This is a genomic window from Caballeronia jiangsuensis (assembly GCF_046030135.1).
Lineage (GTDB): Bacteria > Pseudomonadota > Gammaproteobacteria > Burkholderiales > Burkholderiaceae > Caballeronia > Caballeronia jiangsuensis.
In genome coordinates, this window is sequence record NZ_JAQQDB010000006.1 from 191,297 (window position 1) to 208,866 (window position 17,570).

Genomic DNA, 17,570 nt, shown 5'->3' on the forward strand with positions numbered 1-17,570 from the left:
CGACAGTCCGGGTCAGCGTATACGCGAAGCCCTCATTGCGCGATGTCCTGCAATCCCGGCAGGTCGAGTATGACGATTTCGCCGTATTCGGCGCGCACGAGGCCGGCGCTCTTGAAGCGGCTCATCGCCTTGTTGCAGGTCTGCCGCGACACGGCCGCGAGGTTCGCGAGTTCCTCCTGGGAAATGCGCAAATGATTCGTGCCGCCCGGATTCGACAGCGGATGAATCATGCCCACGAGCGCCCGTGCCACGAGGCTGTCGGTATCGAGCAGTCCGTGCGCGGCGGCGACGGCCATGAACCAGTGCAGACGTTCATTGACCTGCAACAGCAGGAACTCGTTGAACGAGGGCTGACGTTCGCGCAGCCAGTTGAACGTGGCGGACGGAATCTGTGCGACACGGCTGTCGCGCAGCGCGATGAGATCGGACTGGCGCGGCGCATTGCGAATCAGCGTGCCTTCGCCGAACCAGCTTCCGACGGACTGGCCGCCGAGGGTCACGGTCTGTCCGTCGCGTGCGGTGATCGACCACTTGATGAGGCCTTCGAGCATGCCGAACCACATGTGCTGCCGCTCGCCATGATGCCCGAGCACCTGACCCATCGCGACGACGCGCTCCGAGGCTTCCGCGCGCACGCGCGCTCGCGCGGATTCGTCGAGCCGCGCGAACCACGCCGACTGCGCGAGCAGTTCGTCGAGCGTGAGCGATGGAACCGGCATGCGCTTGGGCCGGGTCATCGGGTCGCGCTCACGATTGTCGCGGGATCGACAGTGTCGCGAAGCCGGGACGGGCACAATGAAGGTAATCGAAGGGAGGCCATGAGCTCATGAGCAAGGAAACTATCTACCGTATCGACGTGCAGTTCGGCGATTGCGACCCGGCGGGAATCGTCTTCTTCCCGAACTTTTCGCGCTGGATGGACGCCGCCTCGCACGATTATTTCATCCAGTGCGGCCTGCCGCCGTGGCGCGCGATGACGGACCTGCCGAACTGCATCGGCGCGCCGCTTCTGGAGATGCACACGCGCTTCCATACTTCCGTTACCTACGGGGAAACCGTCGAGGTTCATAGCAGCATCGAGGAATGGCGCGGCAAGGTGTTTATCCAGCAACATCGCATCATGCGCGGCGACACGCTGATCTGCGAAGGCCGCGCGACGCGCGCATTGTGCGTCAAGCAGGCGGACGGACGCCTCAAGGCCGTTCCCATCCCCGAGTTCATCCGCGCTGCCTGCGTCTGATGGAGACTTCCATGACGATATCGACGGCTCAACGCGTGCTGGTGACCGCCGGCGCGAGCGGTATAGGGCGCGCGATCGCGCAGGCGTTCGTGTCCGCGGGCGCGAAGGTCTGCGTCTGCGATCTGGACGAAGCCGCGCTGGAGCAATTGCGTGCGCAGATGCCGGACGTCGTGACGCTGGTATGCGATATCGGCGATCGCGTTGCCGCCGCGCGCATGGTCGATGAGGCCGCGGCCGCGCTCGGCGGCATCGATGTGCTCGTCAATAACGCGGGCATCGCCGGTCCCGCCGCCAGTGTCGCGGACATGGACCCGGACGCGTGGGAAAGCGTGCTGCGCGTGAATCTCACCGGCACCTTCATCGTGACGCAACATGCGATTCCTCATCTGAAGCAGTCTCGCGCGGGCACGATCGTCGTCATGTCCTCGCTTGCCGGCCGGTTCGGCTATCCGAACCGCAGCCCTTATGCCGTGACCAAGTGGGGGCTCGTCGGGTTCACGAAGACGCTGTCGCGCGAGCTGGGCGAATTCGGCATCCGGGTCAACGCCATTCTGCCCGGCGCGGTGGAAGGTCCGCGCATTCAGCAGGTGCTCGCGGGACGCGCATCGGTGAGCGGCCGCAGCGTGGCCGAGGAGGAAGCGGCGGCGCTCGCGAATCAGTCGATCAAGCACTTCGTCGATCCGGCCGATATCGCCGCGCTCGCGGTATTTCTCGCATCGGGCGCGGGACGATCCATCGCCGGTCAGATCATTCCCGTCGATGGAGACTCGCAAAGCGCCTCGTGAGTCAGCGCGTGTGCTTCGCCCGTCCGAGAATCAGATGGGCGAGCGTGCCGAACACGATCCCCCAGAACGCCGAACCCAGCCCCAGAAAACTCATGTTGGACGCCGTGGCGATGAACGTGATGAACGACGCCTCGCGATGCGCCTCGTCCTGCACCAGCCCGACGACGTTCGCCACGATCGCGCCGAGCAGCGCGAGGCCGGCGAGCACGGCGACGAATGCATTGGGCAGCGCGGCGAACAGCATCACGACCGTTCCGGCGAAACATCCGCCCACGAGATAGAAGAGTCCGTTCGCAATGCCGGCGATATAGCGGCGCCCAGGATCGCGATGCGCATCGGGCCCGGTGCACAGCGCCGCCGTGATCGCCGCGATGACGATCGTGATGCCGCCCGAGAACGCGACCAGCATCGATGCGAGGCTGGTCGTGAGGAGCACGGGCCGCGTCGGCGTGTGATAGCCGGAGGCTCGCAGGATCGCGAAGCCGGGCAGGAACTGACCCGTCAGGCTGACGATGACGAGCGGCACCGCGAGACTCACGGTCGATTGCCAAGTCCACGTCGGCATCGTGAAGACGGGGCGCGTGAGATGGAAGCTGACCGACGAAAAATTCGTCAGGCCGAGCGCCACGGCGAGCGCGCCGCCAGAGAGCAGAACCAGAATGAGACAGTAGCGCGGCGCCCATCGGCGGAAAACGAGGAAGCTCGCCACCATCCCGAGCGCGAGCCACGGCGTGAGCGCTACCGACTTGAACACATTGGTGCCGAACTGAAACAGGATGCCGGCCATCATCGCGCAGGCGATGCCTTTCGGTATGCGCTTGACGATCTGGTCGAACCATCTCGACACGCCGAGCGCGAAGATGCACGCACCCGCGACGATATACGCGCCGATCGCCTCGCTCACCGGCATGCCGGGAAACAGCGTGACCAGCAAGGCCGTGCCGGGCGCGGACCACGCCGTGATGATCGGCTGCTTCAGCCACCAGCTCAATGCGATGCCCGAAACCGCCGCGCCCATCGAAATGGACCAGACCCACGACGCGACCACGTCGTTGCCGACATGCGCCGCATGCGCGGCCTGAAAGAAGATCGCGAGCGGCCCGGCATACGAGATGATGACGGCAAGCAGCCCGGCGCTCACCGCCGCCACGGACCCGCTGCCCTTCGGCGCGGCCGACATCAGACCGGGTTCCGGGTCGCGCTTCATGAAATCCTTTTGCCGTGTCAGCGGATGGACGAAGGATGACGCGCGAGCGCCGTGACCTTCATCGTCATATAGGGAAACAAGGGCAGGCCCGAAAGGATGGTGTGCAGTTCATCGTGCGAATCGACATCGAAGACGCTGTAGTTCGCATACTCGCCGACGACGCGATGCAACTGCTGCCATTTGCCTTGCCGTTGCAGTTCCTGAGAGTATTCCTTCTCGCGCGCCTTGATTTCATCGGCCTTCGCGGCGGGCATGTCGTGCGGCAGGTGTACGTCCATTCTTACGAGATAAAGCATAGTGTCCTCGATCAGGTGTTGAGTGTGAGCGTTCAGTGCTTGTCGCGGCGATAGAACGCGAGCTTTTCTTCATCGATCTGAAGACCGAGGCCCGGTCCTTCCGGCATATGCAGATCGAAGTCGCGGTACTGCGGGCGCGCCGTCACGATGTCGTCCTTCAGCAGCAGCGGCCCGAACAGTTCCGTGCCCCACGCGAGTTGCGGCAGCGCGCTGAAGCCATGCGCCGATGCAATCGAACCGATGCTGCCTTCGAGCATCGTGCCGCCGTAGAGCGACACACCCGCCGCATCGGCGATGGCGGCCGTGCGCATCATCCCGTAGATGCCGCCGGACTTCGCGATCTTCAGCGCGAACACGTCGGCGCATGCATGACGCACGAGTTCGAGCGCGTCTTCCGGTCCCGTCACCGCTTCGTCGGCCATGATCGGCACGATGAAGCGCGCCGACAGCCGCGCGAGCGCGCCGCGCTGCTCACGCGGCGTCGGCTGCTCGATCAGGTCGATGCCCGCCGCTTCCAGCGCTTCGATGCCGAGCGCCGCATCGGTTTCGTTCCAGGCCTGGTTCACATCGACGGTGACCTTGGCGCGGTCGCCGAGCGCGGCCTTGATCTTCGACACATGCGCGACATCGTCGCGAACGCCGCGCCGGCCGATCTTCAGCTTGAACGTGTTGTGACGGCGTTCGGCCAGCAGCATTTCGGCTTCTTCGATATCGCGCTGGGTATCGCCGCTCGCGAGCGTCCAGAGCACCGGAAGCGTCTTGCGGACCGCGCCGCCGAGCAATTCGGACACCGGCACGCCCAGGCGCTTGCCCTGCGCGTCGAGCAGCGCCGTTTCGATCGCGGACTTGGCGAAGCGGTTGCCGCGCGCGATCTTGTTCAGCCTGAGCATCGCGCCGTTGATATTGGTCGCATCCTGTCCGACGAGCGCGGGCGCGAGGTAAGTATCGATGGTCAGCTTGATCCCCTCGGGACTTTCATCGCCGTAAGACAAGCCGCCGATCGTCGTGGCTTCGCCAAGGCCCTCGATGCCGTCGCTCGTGCGCAGACGGACGATGACGAGGGTTTGTTGCTGCATCGTCGCCATTGCGAGTTGATGCGCGCGAATGGTCGGGAGGTCAACCAGAATCGCTTCGACGGATGTGATTTGGGCGTTCATACCTGGAATGTCGGAAAGGAAGGGTTGCTGCAGTATTGCCCGCCCATTTGCCGCCTGTCCAACACCGTTGACGTCTAGTGCCATACCCCGAAGGTATGACGCGCGTCATCACCCGCGATCGGTGCGCGGCGTATAGCTGATGTGCTCCTCCTCGTACAGCCGGTAGACGAGTTCGAGCATTTCCTTGATGTCGCGCGATTCGTCGAGCGCGCGCATGCTCATGATGACGGGGGAGGTGAGCGTCGGGTCGTCGAGTTCCCGGTAGATCACGTCGTCGCGCTTCAGGCCATTGACGCTGCTCGGCACGACGGAAATGCCTTCGCCCGCCGCGACCAGACCCAGCGCGATCTGCAATTCGCGCACTTCATAGATCTTGCGCGGCGCGAGCGCGCGGTCCTGGAAGGCCGCGAGCACCTGATCCGCGTAACTGGGGCGCGGCGCCTTCGGGAAAATGATCAGGGTCTCGTTGGTCAGGTCGCGAAGCGAGAGAATGGGCTTGCCGAGCGAGAGCGCATGACCGACGGGAAGCGCGACGATCATCTGCTCCTCGCGCAGAATCACGCGGCGGATATTCGCATCCTCATGACGAATGCGGCCGAAACCCACGTCAATGCGGCCATCCTTGAGCGCGCGGATCTGGTCCATCGTCGACATTTCGTGCAGACTGAGTTCGACGGTGGCGTTCTCGTCGCGAAAGCGCCGGATGATCTTCGGCAGCATCCCATATAGGGTCGAGCCCACGAAACCCACCGAAAGACTGCGTTCGATATTGCCTACGCGACGCGTCATCGATTCCAGCTCGGCGGTCTGCGCGAGCAGTTGCACCGCGTGCGAATAGAAGAACTTGCCCGTCTCCGTGAGCTTCAGCGGCCGGGAGTTGCGTTCGAATAACTGCACGCCGAGCGTCTCTTCGAGCTGCTGGATCTGACGGCTCAAAGGCGGTTGGGCGATATGCAGTCGCTGCGCGGCGCGCGTGAAATTGCGTTCTTCTGCCACCGCTACGAAATAGCGGAGATGCCGCAGCTCCATCTCTATACCTCCTGGATATGGCCCAATACTAAATCAGTGTTGGACTGGCCTTCTTTGCGTCCATTATCCTGCCTTCACGCTCTGTTTCAACACCCGACCATACCTTCCGAGCATATTCGTACCGGTGTTGAAGCAAGGGTTAACCCCCACCATAAAATTGCGAGATTCAGGAGCAGACATGAGCATCAAAGTGTTCGATACGAAGGAAGTGCAGGACCTGCTGAAGGCCGCTGCCAACCTCGGAAGTCAGGACGGCAGTGCTCGCGCGAAGGAGATCACGCACCGCCTGTTGAGCGACCTGTTCAAGGCGATCGACGACCTCAATATGACGCCCGATGAAATCTGGGCCGGCGTCACCTACTTCAACAAGCTGGGTCAGGACGGCGAAGCGGCGCTGCTGGCCGCCGGCCTCGGTCTGGAAAAGTATCTGGACATCCGCATGGATGCCGAGGACCGCGAGGCGGACATCCACGGCGGCACGCCGCGCACCATCGAAGGCCCGCTGTATGTGGCCGGTGCGCCGGTGCGCGACGGCGTGTCGAAGATCGATCTCGATCCCGATGAAGATGCCGGTCCGCTCATCATTCGCGGCACGGTCACCGGCACGGACGGCAAGCCCGTCGCGAATGCGGTGGTCGAATGCTGGCACGCCAACTCGAAGGGCTTCTATTCGCACTTCGACCCGACCGGCGCGCAAAGCGACTTCAACCTGCGCGGCGCGGTCAAGACGGGCGCCGACGGCACCTACGAATTCCGCACGCTCATGCCCGTGGGCTACGGCTGCCCGCCGCACGGTGCGACGCAGCAATTGCTGAACACGCTCGCGCGTCACGGCAATCGTCCGGCGCACGTGCACTTCTTCGCGACGAGCGAGAACCATCGCAAGCTGACGACGCAGATCAATATCGAAGGCGATCCGCTGATCTGGGATGACTTCGCCTACGCGACCCGCGAGGAACTGGTGCCGCACGTCGTCGAAAAGACCGGCGGCACGGCGCTGGGGCTCAAGGCCGACGCTTACAAGGAAATCGCGTTCGACATCCAGTTGACGCCGCTGTTGCATGGCAAGGACAACCAGCTCGTCCATCGCCCGCGCGTATCCGCCACGGCGTAATCGCCCGGCGCGCGCCCGGAGCGGCGACAGTTCTGTCGCCGCTCGACACTCCGCAAGATTCATTCGATACCGATGCAAGCGCTCCATGACCGGAGCCGCATAGGGAGAGCACACATGTCCGCCATTACCAACAAAGTCAGCCAGCTCGACGAACTGCTGCAAACGGCCGTTCAGGACGACAAGGAAAACGGTGTATTCCGTTGCCGCCGCGATATCTTCACCAACGCCGATCTGTACGAACTCGAGATGAAGCATATCTTCGAGAGCAACTGGGTGTATCTGGCGCACGAAAGCCAGATTCCCAACAACAACGATTACTACACGACGTGGATCGGCCGCCAGCCCGTGGTCGTCACGCGTGACAAGACCGGCGAACTGCACGCGGTCATCAATGCCTGCGCACACAAGGGCGCGATGCTGTGCCGTCGCAAGCATGGCAACAAGGGCAGCTTCACGTGCCCGTTCCACGGCTGGACGTTCTCCAATACCGGCAAGCTGCTGAAGGTGAAGGACGAAAAGACCACCGAATATCCGATTCAGTTCAATACGCACGGTTCGCACGATCTGCGAAAGGTGCCGCGTTTCCAGAGCTATCGCGGCTTCCTGTTCGGCAGCCTCAACGCGGATTCGATGCCGCTCGAAGACTATCTCGGCGAGACGAAGGTCATCATCGATCAGATCGTCGATCAGGCGCCGGACGGACTCGAAGTATTGCGCGGCAATTCCTCGTACATCTACGACGGCAACTGGAAGATGCAGATGGAGAACGGCTGCGACGGCTATCACGTCAGCACCGTGCACTGGAACTACGCCGCGACGATGGGCCGCCGCAAGGTCGAAGGCACCAAAGCCGTCGATGCCAATAGCTGGAGCAAGTCGGTCGCGGGCGTATATGGCTTCGATCATGGCCACATCCTGCTGTGGACCAAGACGATGAACCCGGAAGTGCGCCCGGTCTATCAGCATCGCGAGGAAATCAAGGCGCGCGTGGGCGAAGAGAAGGCAGACTTCATCGTCAATCAGACGCGTAACCTGTGCCTCTATCCGAACGTGTTCCTGATGGACCAGTTCAGCACGCAGATTCGCGTGGTGCGCCCGCTCGGTGTCGACAAGACCGAAGTCAGCATCTTCTGCTTCGCGCCGAAGGGCGAGAGCGCCGAGGACCGCGCGATTCGCATTCGCCAGTACGAAGACTTCTTCAACGTCTCGGGCATGGGCACGAGCGACGACCTCGAAGAGTTCCGCGCCTGCCAGTCGGGTTATGCCGGCATCACGGCGATGTGGAACGACCTGTCGCGCGGTGCGCCGCTGTGGGTTCACGGTCCGGACGACAACGCGAAGAACATGGGTCTCAAGCCGCTCATCTCGGGCGAACGCAGCGAGGACGAAGGCCTCTTCGTCGTGCAGCATGAATACTGGGTGAACGTGATGCGCGACGCCCTGAAGAAGGAACAAGCGGAGGCACTGGCATGAGCTTCGATTACCACACAATCTGCGCGACGCTGTATCGCGAAGCACGCTTTCTCGATGACCGTCAGTGGGACGAATGGCTGGGCTGCTACGCGGAAGACGTCACCTACTGGATGCCCGCGTGGGACGACGACGACCGGATCACCGACGATCACGAAAGCCAGATCTCGCTGATGTATTACCCGGATCGCGGCGGCCTCGAAGATCGCGTGTTCCGCATCAAGACCGAGCGCAGCGGCGCATCGATGCCCGAGCCGCGCACGAGCCATAACGTCACCAACGTGGAAGTGCTGGCCGAGCGCGAGAACGAAGTGGATGTGCGCTACAACTTCGACACGCTCAGTCATCGCTACAAGATCACCGATCATTTCTTCGGCACGATCTTCGTGACGCTGCGCAAGGTCGGCGACATTTTGGTGATCGCGCACAAGAAGATTGTGCTGAAGAACGACTATATCCGTCAGGTGCTCGACGTCTACCACGTCTGATGCTCCCGGTGATGAGACAGTAAGTAGGAGGCAACATGTCCAGCTACAACATTGCACTGAATTTCGAAGATGGCGTCACGCGGTTCGTCGAATGCAAGGCGGGCGAGAAGGTGCTCGACGCCGCTTTCCGCGCGAAGATCAATCTGCCGATGGATTGCTCCGACGGCGTGTGCGGCACCTGCAAGTGCCGGGCCGAAAGCGGCAGCTACGATCTCGGCGACGACTACATCGAAGACGCGCTCTCCGACGACGAGAAGGAAGGCGGTCTCGTGCTCACCTGCCAGATGGTGCCGTCGAGCGATTGCGTGATCGCGGTCCCGGCGTCTTCCACGGCCTGCAAGACGGCGCAAAGCAAGTTCGCCGCGGCGGTCACGAAGATCGAGCCGCACAACGATGCCGCCGTCGTGCTCGAACTGGACGTGGATGCCGCCACACCCGCACCGGTTTTCCTGCCGGGCCAGTACGTGAATATCGATGTGCCCGGCAGCGGCCAGCATCGTTCGTATTCGTTCTCGTCCGCGCCGGGTCAGACGAAGATCAGCTTCCTCATCAAGAAGATTCCCGGCGGCGTGATGAGCACGTGGCTCGAATCCGCGCAGGCGGGACAAGCGGTGGAACTGACCGGCCCGCTCGGCAGCTTCTATCTGCGCGCCGTGGAGCGGCCGCTCTTGTTCCTCGCGGGCGGCACGGGCCTGGCGCCGTTCCTCTCGATGCTCGAAGTGCTCGCGCGCACCGGCTCGCAGCAGAAGGTTCACCTGATCTATGGCGTGACGCGCGACCTCGATCTTGTGCAGGTCGAAGCGATCGAAGCCTACACGGCGAAGCTGCCGAACTTCACGTTCAGCACCGTCGTCGCCGATGCGGATTCGAATCATCCGCGCAAGGGCTGGGTGACGCAGCACATGCCGGCTGAATCGCTGAACGACGGCGATGTCGATGTGTACCTGTGCGGTCCGCCTCCGATGGTCGATGCGGTGCGCAAGCACTTCGACGACAACGGTGTGAAGCCCAACAGCTTCCACTACGAGAAATTCACGCCCAACGCCGCGCCGGTGACCGCATGAACACGCAACGATTTGCCGGCAAGGTAATGGTAGTGACTGGCGCGGCGCAGGGCATCGGACGCGGCGTGGCGCTGCGTGCGGCCGCCGAGGGCGCGAAAGTGCTGTTCGTCGATCGTGCGGACTTCGTATCCGAAGTGGCGGCCGAAGCAGAGGGCGCGGATACCGCCGGCTTCATCGCCGACCTCGAAACCTATGAAGGCGCGGCATCCGCGATGGCTTTCGCGGTGAGCAGGTTCGGCGGCATCGATATTCTCGTGAACGGCGTCGGTGGCGCGATCCGCATGCGCCCGTATGCGGAGTTCGAGCCCGCGCAGATCGACGCCGAGATTCGACGCTCGCTCATGCCTACGCTCTACGCCTGCCACGCGGTGTTGCCGCATTTGCTCGAACGCGGCGGTGGAACCATCGTGAATGTGTCTTCGAATGCCACGCGCGGAATTCGACGCGTGCCGTATTCGGCCGCGAAGGGTGGCGTCAACGCGATGACGCAGGCATTGGCGATGGAATATGGCGAGCACAATATCCGCGTGGTTGCCGCAGCGCCCGGCGGAACCGAAGCGCCTGCCCGACGCGTCCCGCGCAACGCCAGCGGCGACAGCGAGCAGGAAAAAATCTGGATGGGCGAAGCGGTGAAGCAGGTTACCGAATCGACCTTCTTCAAGCGCTATGGCACCCTCGAAGAGCAGGTCGCGCCGATTCTGTTCCTCGCTTCGGACGAAGCGGGCTATATCACGGGCGCGGTGCTGCCGGTCGCCGGCGGCGATAACGGTTGATAACGGTTGAGTGTGCAGGAGACGCATGCCATGAGTGAACACAAAGCTATCGTTCCACCGGGAATGGAAGCGGTGTACGAGAAGATTCGCTACGCACCCGCAGTCCGGGCTGGCAACACGATTTACGTGTCCGGGCAGATCGGCCGCGACGCGGCGATGCAACTGGTCGAAGACCGCGAAGCGCAGATCGTGCAGGCCTTCGAGAATCTGAAGCTCGTGCTGGAAACGGCGGGCGCGTCGTTGAGCGATGTCGTCGACGTGACCACCTTCCACACAGACATGCGCGATCTGCCCTTGTTCATGCAGGTGCGCGAGCGCTATCTCAACACGCATCCGCTTCCCGCGTGGACGGCCGTCGGCGCGCATATGCTCGGTGGCGCGGCGGGTTATATCGTCGAAATCAAGGCGGTCGCGGTCTTGCCAGAAGCGGGGAAATGAACGCGCGCGGCGGGGCATTGCATGAGGTCGTGTCCGTGCTGCCGGATCGCGCGGACGACATGGCGCGTCTCGCGATCCTGCTCGCGGACGGCGAGCCGATCGTCACTGTCATCGGCAAATACAACCACGGCAAGAGCCGTCTGCTGAACGAGTTGATCGGACGGGACACGTTCGCCGTCGCGGACAAACGCGAGACGGTGAAGCTGTCGGACAGCGTCCATCAGGGCGTGCGCTGGCTGGATGCACCAGGGCTCGATGCGGATGTCGGCACCGAAGACGATCGTCACGCGTTGCATGCCGCGTGGCTGCATGCGGATATCCGCCTGTTCGTGCATGCCGCGAAGGAAGGGGAACTCGACGCGAAGGAACTGGCCTTGCTCGCCGAACTCTGCGCGGACGGTGAGCGGTCGAAACGTCAGACGCTGTTCGTGCTGTCGCAAGTGGACCAGCTTGCCGACGATGCAGAGTTGCAGAAAGTCAGTCACGCGATCGGTGCTCAATGGCCTGACATCGGCTTGAACGCCGTTTCGTCGACGCGTTATCGAAAGGGGCTGGACGAAGGCAAGAAGCTGATGCTCGAAAAGAGCGGCATGCCTTCGCTGCGCGCGACTATCGACGCCGCGCTCGCTCGCGTGCCGGAAGCACGCGCGCATGAAGCCGCGCTGTTGTTCGACGAAACCCGCGAGGAACTGGCGCAGCTTCTGATCGCGCAGGAGAAGTTGCTCGATGATTTGCGCCAGACGCAGCGGCAACAGCGCGTGGACTTCGATCATGGATTGAAAAGCGTCATCGACAAAGTAAGCGGCGATATCGACGCGATGCTGAACGCGCTCGGTACGGACCACGCTTCAGTGCCGGATACCGCGAAGGACGCTTATGCGATCACCGCGGGCAAGCTCGAACGCGCGCATATACAGATCGCTTATTCGCGTGCGTGTATCGCAATCGATAGCTTTCTCGCGGGGCACGGCGTAATCGGCTTGCCATCGGAACAGGAAACGGTGGCGCGCGCGCTCAATTCCGTGATGGTGGCGGTCATGGGCGTGTCGGTGAAATTTCGCAAGGACTTGCGCAGGATGTTCTGCACGGACGCGGGCCGTGAACGGATGCAGCGCGACTTCGCGCATTACTTCGAGTTGTCGGCCGACAGGAAAGCATTGGCGGCGCGGATCTTGCAAAGCGAATCGATGATCGATGCCTTGAACAACGCGTCGAATGCATTGCGCGCGCTGGAAGGCGCCACATGAAAGCGGACGCGAGCAACGAGCAACGCTTCATCGCCGATGTCGATGCGTTCGAATTCATCGCGCATGATCTCGGGCGCATTTTGCATTCGATGGAAGACTGGCTCGCGCAACTGGGCGCGAACCTTCAATCCAGCCGTCTCGTGTGCGCAGGGCTGAACGAGCAGGGCGCGCTGGCGAAACTTGCGGAGACGATCAACGCGGTAGTGCAGAAAAGCATGCACGCATGGTCGCAACAATGGGCGCATCTCGAACCCGCAAAGGCGCTCGCCGAAACCTTCGACGATAAAGTTCTGCTGCTCGTATTCGGCAAGTTCAACGCGGGCAAGAGTTCTTTCTGCAATCTGCTCGCCGATCGATTTACAGCGCACGGCAAGACGGTGGAGTACTTCTATCTCGATGCGGGGCGTATCGTCGAGACGCCGGAACGCTTCAGGGAAGGCGTGACGGAAACCACCGCGCGACTGCAAGGCGTACGTCTCGCGGGAAAGCTGGTTCTCGTGGATACGCCGGGATTGCATTCGGTAACGCCGGAAAACGCGGTGCTCACTCAACGCTTCACCGATAGCGCCGATGGCGTGTTATGGCTGACGAGTTCCACATCGCCGGGACAAGTGCAGGAACTGGATGAACTCGGCCGCGAACTGCATCGCAACAAGCCGCTGCTGCCCGTGGTCACGCGTAGCGACGTGTACGAGGAAGACGAGATAGATGGTGAAATCGTCAAGTACCTGCGCAACAAAACGCCGGAGAACCGCGCCGAGCAGGAGACTGACGTAAAGATGCGCGCGGAAGAAAAGCTCGTGTCGATGGGCGTGGCCACAAGCCTGTTGAAGACGCCCGTATCGATCTCCTCATATCTCGCCCGCGAGCAGCGACAAACACAGGCGGCAATGAGCGATGCGGGATTCGAAAAGCTCTACGCGGCGCTGATGGCGATTGCCGAAGAGACGTTGGCTTATAAGCGGCGCAAGCAGGCCGAAGTGTTCCTGCATCATCTGGAAGAAAACGTGATGAGCGCATTGTGCCGCGACGTGTACGCGTTGCTTGCTAACCTGCGCGCGTTATCGGATGCGGCTATCGTGGCGCTCGAACAGCGGCAGGAGCAGATCGCGAATGCCGTGCGGCGCAGCGTCGCTCCGACCTTGCCGGCATTGCTCGATGCGCATTCGTCCTCACGCGACGTGAAAGCTATCGTCGATCGCTTATCGCAGGCGATCTTCGAATCGTTTTCGCGCGAGGCAAACGAACGGCTTCATGATTACGTCGTCGAACCGGACGCCTCGCTCGCGGTTATTCACCTCGATGACGATGCCGCGTTCGATGACACCGTCGCCGGTATCGACTATCAGCGCCTGCACGCCGCGCTGGGCAATGCGATTCGTCAACATATCCTGCGCCTTTGCCGCGACGCGACCGCGCAATGCGGGACTTCGATTGAACGATCGATCGATCAGGCCGCGCGATTGCAGGACGTTTTGCAAACCCATGAAACGAACCTGCTCGATCTGAAAGACCGGCTTCGCGCCGAATTCAATTAAGCGAAAGCGGATAACTTCTTTCATTCCCGAAAGGTATAGCCGGGCACCAATTCGGTATTGGACGGTGTATAACCGGCTCGCCTATCCTGAGCCGACTAACACATAAGAACGTCAGCGCAGGAATTCATCAGCCCGCCTCGACTTTTGCTGCTCTTCGGAATCGGCAAGGGAAACGCGCGCGCGTGCATCGAGCCGTCGAATCAATCGAAATAGAAAACGCGGATTTAAAGCAAGTCCTACATTAAAGGAGACACCATGCGTCATATCGACGTTCAAAAGTTATGCGACGAAGCCCGGTTCAGAAAGTTTCATTTGCTGCTTCTCTGCTGGTGCGCGCTCATCATTATTTTCGATGGATACGATCTCGCCGTCGTCGGAATCGCGCTTCCGTCGATCATGAGCGACATGGGCATTCAACCGACGAGCGCCGGATTCATGGTGAGTTCCGCCTTGCTCGGCATGATGCTCGGCGCGGTGTTCCTCGGAACGATCGCCGACAGAATCGGCCGGGTGCCCGCAATCGTGATTTGTCTCCTGCTGTTCAGCGTATTCACGGCGGCCGCGGGATTCACACGCGACCCCGTGATCTTCGGCATTGCCCGCTTTCTCGCGGGACTCGGCATCGGCGGTGTTATGCCGAACGTCGTCGCGCAGATGACGGAGTATTCGCCGCGCAAGATCCGCAGCACGATGGTGACGGTGATGTTCAGCGGATATTCCATCGGCGGCATGCTTGCGGCGCTCGTCGGCAAGGCGATGATCGAGCGCTACGGCTGGCAATCGGTGTTCATTGCCGCGGGCTTTCCGGCTCTGCTTGCGCCCGTAATTTTGAAGTACATGCCCGAGTCGCTTGCGTTCCTGATTCGAAACAATCGCGCGGATAACCTGAAACGCATTCTTCCGCGCGTCGACCCAGCATACGTGCCGCAGCAAGGCGACAACTTCTCGCTCTCCGACCGCGAAGCCGTCCCCGGCTCGACGATCGCACGACTCTTCGCCGAAGGTCGCGGCCTGAGCACGGTCATGTTGTGGATCGCGTTCTTCATGTGCCTCTTCATGGTCTACGCGCTGAGTTCATGGCTCACAAAGCTTATGGCGAGTGCCGGACATAGCCTCGGCTCGGCCCTCACGTTCGTGCTCGTCCTGAACTTCGGCGCGATGATCGGTGCGATCGGCGGCGGATGGCTCGCCGACCGCTTCAACATCAAATACGTCCTCATCGCGATGTACGCGCTCGCGGCTATCTCCATCAGCCTGCTGGGCGTGAAGGTACCGATCGGTGTGCTGTTTTTCCTTGTCGGCCTGGCGGGCGCATCGACCATCGGCACGCAGATCGTCACCTATGCGTTCGCCGGCCAGTTCTATCCGATGGCCATTCGATCGACGGGCATCGGCTGGGCGTCGGGCATCGGGCGCAGCGGTGCGATTCTCGCGCCCATCGTGATCGGTTTTCTCGTGAGCCGCGCGTTGCCGCTTCAGCAGAACTTCGTCGCGATTGCCATTCCTGGCGTCATCGCGATGCTGGCGGTGTGCCTGATCGATTCGCGCCGTTCACCGCGAAAAGCTGGCGCCATTCCCGCTGCGCAGGCCGATCCGGTTTGAAGCAATTGCGCGCGCCCCGCAATCATTCCTTTCGAGGTTTCGGCTGCCGGGGCTTCTGCGGCTCGGAAGGGGCGCCGCGTTGCGTCGGCGCCCTCGTGCATGCATCCGGCGGCGTGGCATAAGGCACGTCGTCGCAGCAGCACGCGTAGACCGGAAAGCCGTACGCGTTCGTGCGGACGATGGTCGTCGGCCCGTGCAGCGGGCATACCGCTTTCATGGCGCCTCCTGAAATCCGATAGTCGACGTGTCTATCGTACACGGCGCACATCAATGCGACATCAGCACCGGCACGGTCATCGATTGCAGGAAGGTGCGCGTCGCGCCGCCGAGCACGAGTTCGCGCCAGCGCGCATGACCGTAGCCGCCCATCACGACGAGATCCGCGCCGAGATCGGCGGCGCGCGATAGGAGGATGTCGCCCGCCGATGCATCCGCGCCGCTCGCGCCCGACACGATATCGACCTCCACGCCATGCCGCGCGATGCAAGCGGCGATGTCCGCGTCCGCGATGCGTTCGTCCGCTTTCTCATCGACCCTGACGATGGTCGCGCGCCCGGCCGCCTTCAGCAATGGCAACGCGTCGTGGACCGCGCGCGCAGCTTCGCGGCCGCCATCCCACGCGATCATCGGAAACCGGCCGATGGAGGGAAAGAAACCGGTGCAGGGCACGAGCAGCACCGGACGTCCCGCGGACAGGATGAGATTTTCGCGAAAGCCGTCGCCGATATAGGACTCGGGATCGCCGGGATCGTCCTGGCCCGCGATCACGAGATCGGCGCAGCGCGCGTGATGCGGCACCGCATGGTCCGCCGGTTCGGCTGGCGCGAGCCATTCGCCCGATACGCCCGCACGGTTCAATTCCGCGTGAAAGAGCCGTTCCAGCGCGCCGGCCTGTTCGCGGCGCACGGCCGCCCGCGCTTCGTAATAGGCGGCGGTGCCGGCCATCACGTTGAACGCGCGCGCGTTCGGCTCGAAAACCGAATAGAGGCCGATCACATACGCGTCGAATTGCCTCGCGAGTTGCAGCGCGGTTTCCAGACGGGGATGGGCGCGCACGCTCGTATCGAGGTGCACGAGGATCGTCTTGTAGCTCATCGAATGACTCCTGGAGTCCACTGAGAGTTGATGGCCCCGAGTCTAAGGAGACGCCGCCATTGTTCGCTTGACTCAGATCAACGGAAGCGGGGTCGCGCGCCGATGCGCTTGCGCTTGATTCAGGTCAATTGCGCAGACGGGCACCGCGATAGAGTGAGTGCGTTCGCCGCGCCGTGTGGGCGATCGCATCGCACAGACGTGAAGGACGAAAGACGATGTACCGCAATATCCTGGTTGCGCTCGATGGCAGTGAATGCTCGCAACGCGCGCTCGACGAGGCGATCCGTATCGGCGCGCTCGCCAGGGTGTACATCGTCTTCGTCATCGACGTGGCCGCGCTTTCGTCGTTTCCTGCGCAGTATCGCGTGAGCGTGCGCGAGGACGGCACGCGCACGCTGGAGACCGCGCAGGCGCGCGCGATCGCGGCCGGCATCGACTGCGAAACCGAACTCGCCGAAACGCGCAACGTGACCGACACGATCGCGAAATGCCTGCAGCGACGCGCGGCGCATATGCCCGCCGATCTCGTCGTGATGGGCACGCATGGCCGGACCGGATTGCGGCGGCTTGCGCTTGGCAGCGTCGCCGAAGCTTTCGTCAGACGCTCGACGTGTCCCGTGCTGCTGATGCGTGCGTCGAATGGTGAGGGCAAGGATGGGTGAGGATCATCGGCCTGACAGGAGAAACAATCACATGGGCCTCGGAATGCAGATCGCCTACCTCGGCTTTTCCGGCTCGAACGTGATCGAACGGGAAGCGGGCGTCGAACTCGTGCGGCTTGCGGGCGTCGCGACGGATATCGTCGATTGCCGGCTCACGATCAAGGCCTGTCCCGATCCGTCAGGGCAACCCGTCTACGATGCGCAACTGGTGCTTCTCACGCGCGACTCCGAGCAGGTCACGGTGCAACGCAACGCCGACGCCGACCCGACCGTGGCGATGCATCACGCCTTCGACGACGCCGTGCGAATCCTGCGCGAGCGGTATTGATCCAGATCAATACGCAGCGCGAATTCATGGCCGAGAC

20 protein-coding genes are annotated in these 17,570 nt (G+C 62.3%); 13 read left to right on the top strand and 7 right to left on the bottom strand.

Annotation, left to right across the window (positions count from 1 at the left end; translation table 11 throughout):
- Nucleotides 1-32 precede the first annotated feature (32 nt).
- Complete coding sequence (locus tag PQR08_RS08725) at nucleotides 33-737, bottom strand: Crp/Fnr family transcriptional regulator (RefSeq protein ID WP_250485989.1); 705 nt, start codon at nucleotides 735-737, stop codon at nucleotides 33-35.
- 89 nt (nucleotides 738-826) lie between these two features.
- On the opposite strand from PQR08_RS08725, the gene PQR08_RS08730 reads away from it, so the two are divergent.
- Both PQR08_RS08730 and PQR08_RS08735 read left to right on the top strand, forming a co-directional pair.
- Nucleotides 827-1,240: an acyl-CoA thioesterase gene (locus PQR08_RS08730; RefSeq protein WP_187604455.1), complete on the top strand. Its 414-nt coding sequence runs from the start codon at nucleotides 827-829 to the stop codon at nucleotides 1,238-1,240.
- A gap of 11 nt (nucleotides 1,241-1,251) precedes the next feature.
- Nucleotides 1,252-2,025: an SDR family oxidoreductase gene (locus PQR08_RS08735; RefSeq protein ID WP_250485990.1), complete on the top strand. Its 774-nt coding sequence runs from the start codon at nucleotides 1,252-1,254 to the stop codon at nucleotides 2,023-2,025.
- 1 nt (nucleotide 2,026) lies between these two features.
- On the opposite strand, the gene PQR08_RS08740 is transcribed toward PQR08_RS08735, so the two are convergent.
- The 4 genes from PQR08_RS08740 to PQR08_RS08755 all read right to left on the bottom strand — a co-directional run bounded on the left by PQR08_RS08740 (nucleotide 2,027) and on the right by PQR08_RS08755 (nucleotide 5,714).
- Complete coding sequence (locus tag PQR08_RS08740) at nucleotides 2,027-3,232, bottom strand: benzoate/H(+) symporter BenE family transporter (protein WP_250485991.1); 1,206 nt, start codon at nucleotides 3,230-3,232, stop codon at nucleotides 2,027-2,029.
- A gap of 17 nt (nucleotides 3,233-3,249) precedes the next feature.
- Nucleotides 3,250-3,528, bottom strand: coding sequence for a muconolactone Delta-isomerase (catC, locus tag PQR08_RS08745; RefSeq protein WP_035505070.1), 279 nt, complete (start codon nucleotides 3,526-3,528; stop codon nucleotides 3,250-3,252).
- A gap of 32 nt (nucleotides 3,529-3,560) precedes the next feature.
- Entirely contained in the window at nucleotides 3,561-4,685 is a 1,125-nt protein-coding gene (locus tag PQR08_RS08750; protein WP_035505068.1) for a muconate/chloromuconate family cycloisomerase, read from the bottom strand.
- A 108-nt stretch (nucleotides 4,686-4,793) separates the two neighbouring features.
- The gene (locus PQR08_RS08755) at nucleotides 4,794-5,714 is read right to left on the bottom strand and encodes a LysR family transcriptional regulator (RefSeq protein WP_250485992.1); all 921 of its coding nucleotides are present in this window, start codon (nucleotides 5,712-5,714) and stop codon (nucleotides 4,794-4,796) included.
- A gap of 178 nt (nucleotides 5,715-5,892) precedes the next feature.
- Between PQR08_RS08755 and catA the strand changes: the two genes are divergently transcribed.
- The 9 genes from catA (at nucleotide 5,893) to PQR08_RS08800 (ending at nucleotide 15,448) form a co-directional block, all read left to right on the top strand.
- Entirely contained in the window at nucleotides 5,893-6,828 is a 936-nt protein-coding gene (gene catA, locus PQR08_RS08760; protein WP_250485993.1) for a catechol 1,2-dioxygenase, read from the top strand.
- Between the two features lie 114 nt (nucleotides 6,829-6,942).
- The gene (locus tag PQR08_RS08765) at nucleotides 6,943-8,301 is read left to right on the top strand and encodes a Rieske 2Fe-2S domain-containing protein (RefSeq protein WP_238215227.1); all 1,359 of its coding nucleotides are present in this window, start codon (nucleotides 6,943-6,945) and stop codon (nucleotides 8,299-8,301) included.
- Entirely contained in the window at nucleotides 8,298-8,786 is a 489-nt protein-coding gene (gene benB, locus PQR08_RS08770) for a benzoate 1,2-dioxygenase small subunit (RefSeq protein WP_250485994.1), read from the top strand. Before PQR08_RS08765 ends, benB begins: the two co-directional genes overlap by 4 nt.
- 35 nt (nucleotides 8,787-8,821) lie before the next feature.
- Nucleotides 8,822-9,850 (top strand): benzoate 1,2-dioxygenase electron transfer component BenC, encoded by a 1,029-nt coding sequence (benC, locus tag PQR08_RS08775; protein ID WP_250485995.1) that lies wholly within the window; start codon nucleotides 8,822-8,824, stop codon nucleotides 9,848-9,850.
- Entirely contained in the window at nucleotides 9,847-10,623 is a 777-nt protein-coding gene (gene benD / locus PQR08_RS08780) for a benzoate diol dehydrogenase BenD (protein ID WP_250485996.1), read from the top strand. The genes benC and benD overlap by 4 nt, the downstream gene beginning before the upstream one ends.
- A gap of 30 nt (nucleotides 10,624-10,653) precedes the next feature.
- Nucleotides 10,654-11,061, top strand: a complete 408-nt coding sequence (locus PQR08_RS08785; protein WP_250485997.1) for a RidA family protein — start codon at nucleotides 10,654-10,656, stop codon at nucleotides 11,059-11,061.
- On the top strand, nucleotides 11,058-12,308 hold the full coding sequence (locus PQR08_RS08790; protein WP_250485998.1) for a GTPase: 1,251 nt from the start codon (nucleotides 11,058-11,060) through the stop codon (nucleotides 12,306-12,308). Before PQR08_RS08785 ends, PQR08_RS08790 begins: the two co-directional genes overlap by 4 nt.
- Nucleotides 12,305-13,846, top strand: a complete 1,542-nt coding sequence (locus tag PQR08_RS08795) for a GTPase (RefSeq protein ID WP_250485999.1) — start codon at nucleotides 12,305-12,307, stop codon at nucleotides 13,844-13,846. Before PQR08_RS08790 ends, PQR08_RS08795 begins: the two co-directional genes overlap by 4 nt.
- A 255-nt stretch (nucleotides 13,847-14,101) precedes the next feature.
- Nucleotides 14,102-15,448: an MFS transporter gene (locus PQR08_RS08800; protein WP_250486000.1), complete on the top strand. Its 1,347-nt coding sequence runs from the start codon at nucleotides 14,102-14,104 to the stop codon at nucleotides 15,446-15,448.
- Between the two features lie 22 nt (nucleotides 15,449-15,470).
- On the opposite strand, the gene PQR08_RS08805 is transcribed toward PQR08_RS08800, so the two are convergent.
- Nucleotides 15,471-15,665 carry a hypothetical protein gene (locus tag PQR08_RS08805; RefSeq protein WP_075583912.1) on the bottom strand — a complete coding sequence of 65 codons (195 nt, stop codon included), beginning with the start codon at nucleotides 15,663-15,665 and terminating at the stop codon, nucleotides 15,471-15,473.
- A 50-nt stretch (nucleotides 15,666-15,715) separates the two neighbouring features.
- A complete protein-coding gene (locus PQR08_RS08810; protein WP_250486001.1) occupies nucleotides 15,716-16,543 on the bottom strand; it encodes a putative universal stress family protein in 828 nt (275 codons plus the stop codon).
- Between the two features lie 215 nt (nucleotides 16,544-16,758).
- On the opposite strand from PQR08_RS08810, the gene PQR08_RS08815 reads away from it, so the two are divergent.
- Nucleotides 16,759-17,205 carry a universal stress protein gene (locus PQR08_RS08815; protein WP_238290352.1) on the top strand — a complete coding sequence of 149 codons (447 nt, stop codon included), beginning with the start codon at nucleotides 16,759-16,761 and terminating at the stop codon, nucleotides 17,203-17,205.
- Nucleotides 17,206-17,236: 31 nt separating this feature from the next.
- Complete coding sequence (locus PQR08_RS08820; RefSeq protein WP_238215211.1) at nucleotides 17,237-17,533, top strand: hypothetical protein; 297 nt, start codon at nucleotides 17,237-17,239, stop codon at nucleotides 17,531-17,533.
- Nucleotides 17,534-17,570: the final 37 nt, after the last annotated feature.

Coding starts and splice junctions, on each gene's coding strand:
- PQR08_RS08785 (WP_250485997.1), top strand. CDS start 10,654: ATGAGTGAACACAAAGCTATCGTTCCACCGGGAATGGAAGCGGTGTAC.
- catA (WP_250485993.1), top strand. CDS start 5,893: ATGAGCATCAAAGTGTTCGATACGAAGGAAGTGCAGGACCTGCTGAAG.
- PQR08_RS08810 (WP_250486001.1), bottom strand. CDS start 16,543: ATGAGCTACAAGACGATCCTCGTGCACCTCGATACGAGCGTGCGCGCC.
- PQR08_RS08750 (WP_035505068.1), bottom strand. CDS start 4,685: ATGAACGCCCAAATCACATCCGTCGAAGCGATTCTGGTTGACCTCCCG.
- PQR08_RS08725 (WP_250485989.1), bottom strand. CDS start 737: ATGACCCGGCCCAAGCGCATGCCGGTTCCATCGCTCACGCTCGACGAA.
- PQR08_RS08815 (WP_238290352.1), top strand. CDS start 16,759: ATGTACCGCAATATCCTGGTTGCGCTCGATGGCAGTGAATGCTCGCAA.
- benD (WP_250485996.1), top strand. CDS start 9,847: ATGAACACGCAACGATTTGCCGGCAAGGTAATGGTAGTGACTGGCGCG.
- PQR08_RS08735 (WP_250485990.1), top strand. CDS start 1,252: ATGACGATATCGACGGCTCAACGCGTGCTGGTGACCGCCGGCGCGAGC.
- benB (WP_250485994.1), top strand. CDS start 8,298: ATGAGCTTCGATTACCACACAATCTGCGCGACGCTGTATCGCGAAGCA.
- PQR08_RS08800 (WP_250486000.1), top strand. CDS start 14,102: ATGCGTCATATCGACGTTCAAAAGTTATGCGACGAAGCCCGGTTCAGA.
- PQR08_RS08790 (WP_250485998.1), top strand. CDS start 11,058: ATGAACGCGCGCGGCGGGGCATTGCATGAGGTCGTGTCCGTGCTGCCG.
- PQR08_RS08805 (WP_075583912.1), bottom strand. CDS start 15,665: ATGAAAGCGGTATGCCCGCTGCACGGGCCGACGACCATCGTCCGCACG.
- catC (WP_035505070.1), bottom strand. CDS start 3,528: ATGCTTTATCTCGTAAGAATGGACGTACACCTGCCGCACGACATGCCC.
- PQR08_RS08740 (WP_250485991.1), bottom strand. CDS start 3,232: ATGAAGCGCGACCCGGAACCCGGTCTGATGTCGGCCGCGCCGAAGGGC.
- PQR08_RS08755 (WP_250485992.1), bottom strand. CDS start 5,714: ATGGAGCTGCGGCATCTCCGCTATTTCGTAGCGGTGGCAGAAGAACGC.
- PQR08_RS08730 (WP_187604455.1), top strand. CDS start 827: ATGAGCAAGGAAACTATCTACCGTATCGACGTGCAGTTCGGCGATTGC.
- benC (WP_250485995.1), top strand. CDS start 8,822: ATGTCCAGCTACAACATTGCACTGAATTTCGAAGATGGCGTCACGCGG.
- PQR08_RS08820 (WP_238215211.1), top strand. CDS start 17,237: ATGGGCCTCGGAATGCAGATCGCCTACCTCGGCTTTTCCGGCTCGAAC.
- PQR08_RS08795 (WP_250485999.1), top strand. CDS start 12,305: ATGAAAGCGGACGCGAGCAACGAGCAACGCTTCATCGCCGATGTCGAT.
- PQR08_RS08765 (WP_238215227.1), top strand. CDS start 6,943: ATGTCCGCCATTACCAACAAAGTCAGCCAGCTCGACGAACTGCTGCAA.